We start from the raw sequence: 3,803 nt of genomic DNA, 5'->3' as shown, positions 1-3,803 counted from the left end.
CCCGCTGGCCCTCGCGTAGGCGCAAAAGTCGGCGCTGACGAGACGGCGATAATTGCCCATGGCGAAACAAATGTGACGCTGACGCTTTTAGTTCGATAATGAAATTGGACGCATGCTTACCAGGGATAGGCAAACCCTCCACATCTGCAAAAAGAGACATCGATGACGGAAACAGTTCGAGGTGAACGGACGGCTGACGAAAAAGCGGTACCCCCTGCGGCATTCGCGGCGATGAGCCGTTTCGTCATCGCCAACGACATGCAGGCCGAGGTGAAGGCGGCGTTCCGCGAACGCCCGCATCTGGTTGATGGTGCCCCGGGGTTTGTGCACCTCGACGTGCTGAGCCCGCTCGATGCACCGGGCGAAATCTGGATCATGACCTACTGGACCGACGCCGCAAGCTACCGGGCCTGGCACCACAGCCACATGTATCGCGATGCGCACAAGGGCATTCCCAAGGGCCTGAAACTGGTGCCGGGCGAAGCGAAAATCAGGGAGTTCGAATATGTCTGCGGCTGACCGTACCGCCGCACAAGACAGGGAGGGGCCATGCCAAGCGAAACCGCCAATCTGGATCTGAACGACCCTGCCGCCCGCCAGATGCTGGCGGAGGAAACTGTCACCCGCCACTATGCGGCGAATCCGCAACTCGCCGTACGCTACGGGCCGAAGGGCCGCGCGAAATGCGTCGAGGACGCCCGCTACCATCTCGCCTATCTCGACGAAGCGCTGGCCAGCGGCGCGCCGCCGCTGTTCCTTGCCTATGTCGATTGGGTGCGCTCGTTGTTGCAGGGCCTCGGAGTGCCGGATGCCGACCTGCGCGCCCAGCTCGCCGTATTGCGAGACCTGACCTTGTTGCGGCTGGCACAACCCGGCTCAGTCGAAGCCGCAGCGATCCTCGATCTGGCGCTCGCCGTGTTCGACGCGGCGCCGGCCGTACCGCAGAGTTTCATCGATCCTGCCGCCCCGCTTGGCGAACTGGCAACACGCTATCTCGATGCGCTGATCCGCGGCGACCGCAAGTCGGCGGCCGATGTCGTGCTGGCTGCCGCCGAAAACGGCACGCCGGTGGCCGACATCTACCTCGAAGTGATTCAGCGCAGCCAGCGCGAGATCGGACGCCTGTGGCAGCTGTCGCGGATCACGGTCGGCCAGGAGCATTTCTGCACCGCCGCCAGCCAGGCCGTGATTGCCCGCCTCTATCCGTGGATATTCTCCGCCGAGCGCAACGGCCGCAGCATGGTGGCGGCCTGCATCGGTGGCGAGTTGCATGAACTGGGCGTACGCATGGTGGCAGATTTCTTTGAAATGGCCGGCTGGGACAGCTACTTCCTTGGCGCCAATGTCCCGGCTTCCAGCCTGCTCGATGCCATCGAATCGCGCCAGGCGGATATCCTCGGCATCTCGGCGACCATGGTGGCCCATGTCGATGCAGTCCGGCAACTCGTGGCCGCCATCCGCGCCGATCCGCGCGGCGCCCGCGTGCGCATCCTGGTCGGCGGCTATCCCTTCACCCTTGCCGAGAACCTCTGGCAGACGGTGGGAGCCGACGGCTTTGCGGCCGATGCTCGTGGCGCCGTCGGCACGGCGACAAAGCTTATGTGCAATCCATGAACGAAACCGGCGCCGACAAGCGCGACATCGCTTTCGCCGTGCTGTGCGATCGCGCCGGAACGGTGCGCCAGGTGCTGTCGGACCCGCTGGGGCTGGCGCCGTTACCGGGCCGCCTGCTGACGGGCGCCATGCCTGCAGCCGGCCTTGGCGCGGCGCTGGACTTTCTCGCCGACGTCGAGCGCCTGGGCGCGCTGTCCGGACGCCAGCTCGAAATGGCCACGCCGGACGGCAACCAGCCCATGCAATTTGCCGGCAGCGTGGTCGAGGGAGGCATTCTCGTCATCGGCGGCGGCGACTGGCGCGAGTTCGAGCATCTTTACACCGCGCTGACCGGCATCAACAACGAGCTGATGAACCGCTTGCGCCTTGTCGAAAGTGAAAGACGGCCGTCGCGCCGCAGCGAAAACGAGCCGCTCTACGAGGAATTCACCCGAATCAACAATGAGCTGGCCGCTGCCCAGCGCGAACTGGCGAAGAAAAATGCCGTGCTGGCCGCCTTGAATGAGCAGAAGAACCGCCTGCTCGGCATGGCCGCACACGACCTGCGCAACCCTCTCGGCGTCATCATGAGCTACGCCAAGTTCCTCAATCACATGGCCGGCGCCAAACTCGACGCCAGAGAATTGCAGTTCATCGCACAGATTGAAAAATCCAGCCAGTTCATGCTGCGTCTGCTGGAGGACCTGCTCGATGTCTCGCAGATCGAATCGGGCAAGCTCAATCTCGTTCTCGCGCCGGTCGATCTTGCCGCGCTGGTGCGCAACAACGTCGAACTCAATCGCGTACTGGCCGCCGCCAAGAACATAAGCATCGACCTGGACATCCCGGGCGAACCGGTGCTGATCGACATCGATGCGAACAAGATCGAACAGGTGCTCAACAATCTGGTCAGCAACGCGACCAAGTACTCGCATGCGGGCACCACCGTCCGGGTCGTCCTCGAAACGACGGGCAGTGACGTTCGTGTAAGCGTGCAGGATCAGGGCCAGGGCATTCCGGCGGCCGAGCTGGACAAGCTGTTCCAGGCCTTTTCGAAAACCTCCGTGCAGTCGACCGCCGGAGAAACAAGCACCGGACTCGGCCTTGCCATCACGCGCAAGATCGTCGAGGGCCATGGTGGCAGCATGCGGGTCGATAGCCTTGTCGGCACCGGTTCGAATTTCAGCTTTTCACTGCCAGCGCGAATGGCGCCATCGATGACGCTCGAGTCCGAGGCTTGAAGATCGTGCGGTGCGATTTCCAGCTCAGGCCGCTGTCCCACCATCCGCTGCGGCGAGACCCGTCTGGTTTGCGTTGGTACGCCTTGTTAAATGCCTGTTCGCCAGCGCTGCACTGCTAACGAAAAGCCCCTTGCCAATAGCCCGCTGAGTAGCGGAATCACGCACAGCAGTAAGCTAGTTGCTAGCCCAAGAACAAACCACGCCCTCATTTCTGACAAACCAAACACATACGCGTATGCGTATGCGTTTTGGCCAAGATACAGACCTAAGACTGCGAGCAATACAGCCGCTACATTTTTGTACCAGCCTAAATATGCCACATAAACTAGCATCACAAACTGGCCTATTGCTAGCGCGACATCGGAATCAAAGGGCTCAAAACTGTCTGAGACAAGCGGACAAATTGCCCAACTTAATGAGCCAAGTAGAAATGCTGCGATGAAGATATGTGGGTGCGCCATGAAAGCATTTGACATGTTATCGGCAGCATATTTAGGCTCTATGGCGTTTCGTGTGGAACGGGCGCTAGAAGGTCAAAAAGGGTCAGAGAAGGTCATAAAAGGCTAGAGTGATTGGAAAACGGTCAAAAATGGTCAGAGCCATTTCCAATTACAAATTACTCTGACTCCTTTGGTTGTTGAAATCCGCAATTCGTTGGCTTATTGGCTCAAAAAACTAATCAATCTGACCCCTTTTAGGTGCGGGGAGCAGTGGTTGGTGGCTGCTTTGCTGTCTGGTACAGGAGTAAAGCAGCCTGCCAAGCCTCGACGCTGAATTGGAGGCCAGTCAAGTGCGCGTAGAGGTTCTTGACCCCAGCGAGTCGGCCCTGCAATACCCTTGCATCCCTCATAAACACTGGGTTTTTGCCAATAATTCCCCCATCGAGATCCCCGAGAAATTAGAATACAGATAATCGAAACCTGAGAGAAATTGAGCAAAGTTCAGATGGCTACTGACGACTTTTTCCGC

Annotated in this window: 3 protein-coding genes; all 3 read left to right on the top strand. The window is 59.7% G+C overall.

Features of this window, described 5'->3' with window-relative positions; genetic code table 11:
• Positions 1-231: 231 nt before the first annotated feature.
• Genes RUW20_RS03795 through RUW20_RS03785 form a run of 3 tightly spaced genes read left to right on the top strand, consistent with a single transcriptional unit; the run spans position 232 to position 2,834 of the window.
• On the top strand, positions 232-519 hold the full coding sequence (locus RUW20_RS03795; protein WP_313950868.1) for an antibiotic biosynthesis monooxygenase family protein: 288 nt from the start codon (positions 232-234) through the stop codon (positions 517-519).
• 30 nt (positions 520-549) lie between these two features.
• Complete coding sequence (locus tag RUW20_RS03790; protein WP_313950867.1) at positions 550-1,614, top strand: B12-binding domain-containing protein; 1,065 nt, start codon at positions 550-552, stop codon at positions 1,612-1,614.
• A complete protein-coding gene (locus RUW20_RS03785) occupies positions 1,611-2,834 on the top strand; it encodes a HAMP domain-containing sensor histidine kinase (protein ID WP_313950866.1) in 1,224 nt (407 codons plus the stop codon). Before RUW20_RS03790 ends, RUW20_RS03785 begins: the two co-directional genes overlap by 4 nt.
• The last annotated feature ends 969 nt before the right edge of the window (positions 2,835-3,803 follow it).

This window comes from Accumulibacter sp. (genome assembly GCF_032229525.1).
Taxonomy (GTDB): domain Bacteria; phylum Pseudomonadota; class Gammaproteobacteria; order Burkholderiales; family Rhodocyclaceae; genus Accumulibacter.
Note: the sequence above shows the minus strand (reverse complement) of the source record. Positions and strands in the feature narration are given on the sequence as shown.

Excerpts from the sequence above, each read along its gene's own strand:
- RUW20_RS03795 (WP_313950868.1), top strand. The coding sequence starts at position 232 with ATGAGCCGTTTCGTCATCGCCAACGACATGCAGGCCGAGGTGAAGGCG.
- RUW20_RS03790 (WP_313950867.1), top strand. The coding sequence starts at position 550 with ATGCCAAGCGAAACCGCCAATCTGGATCTGAACGACCCTGCCGCCCGC.
- RUW20_RS03785 (WP_313950866.1), top strand. The coding sequence starts at position 1,611 with ATGAACGAAACCGGCGCCGACAAGCGCGACATCGCTTTCGCCGTGCTG.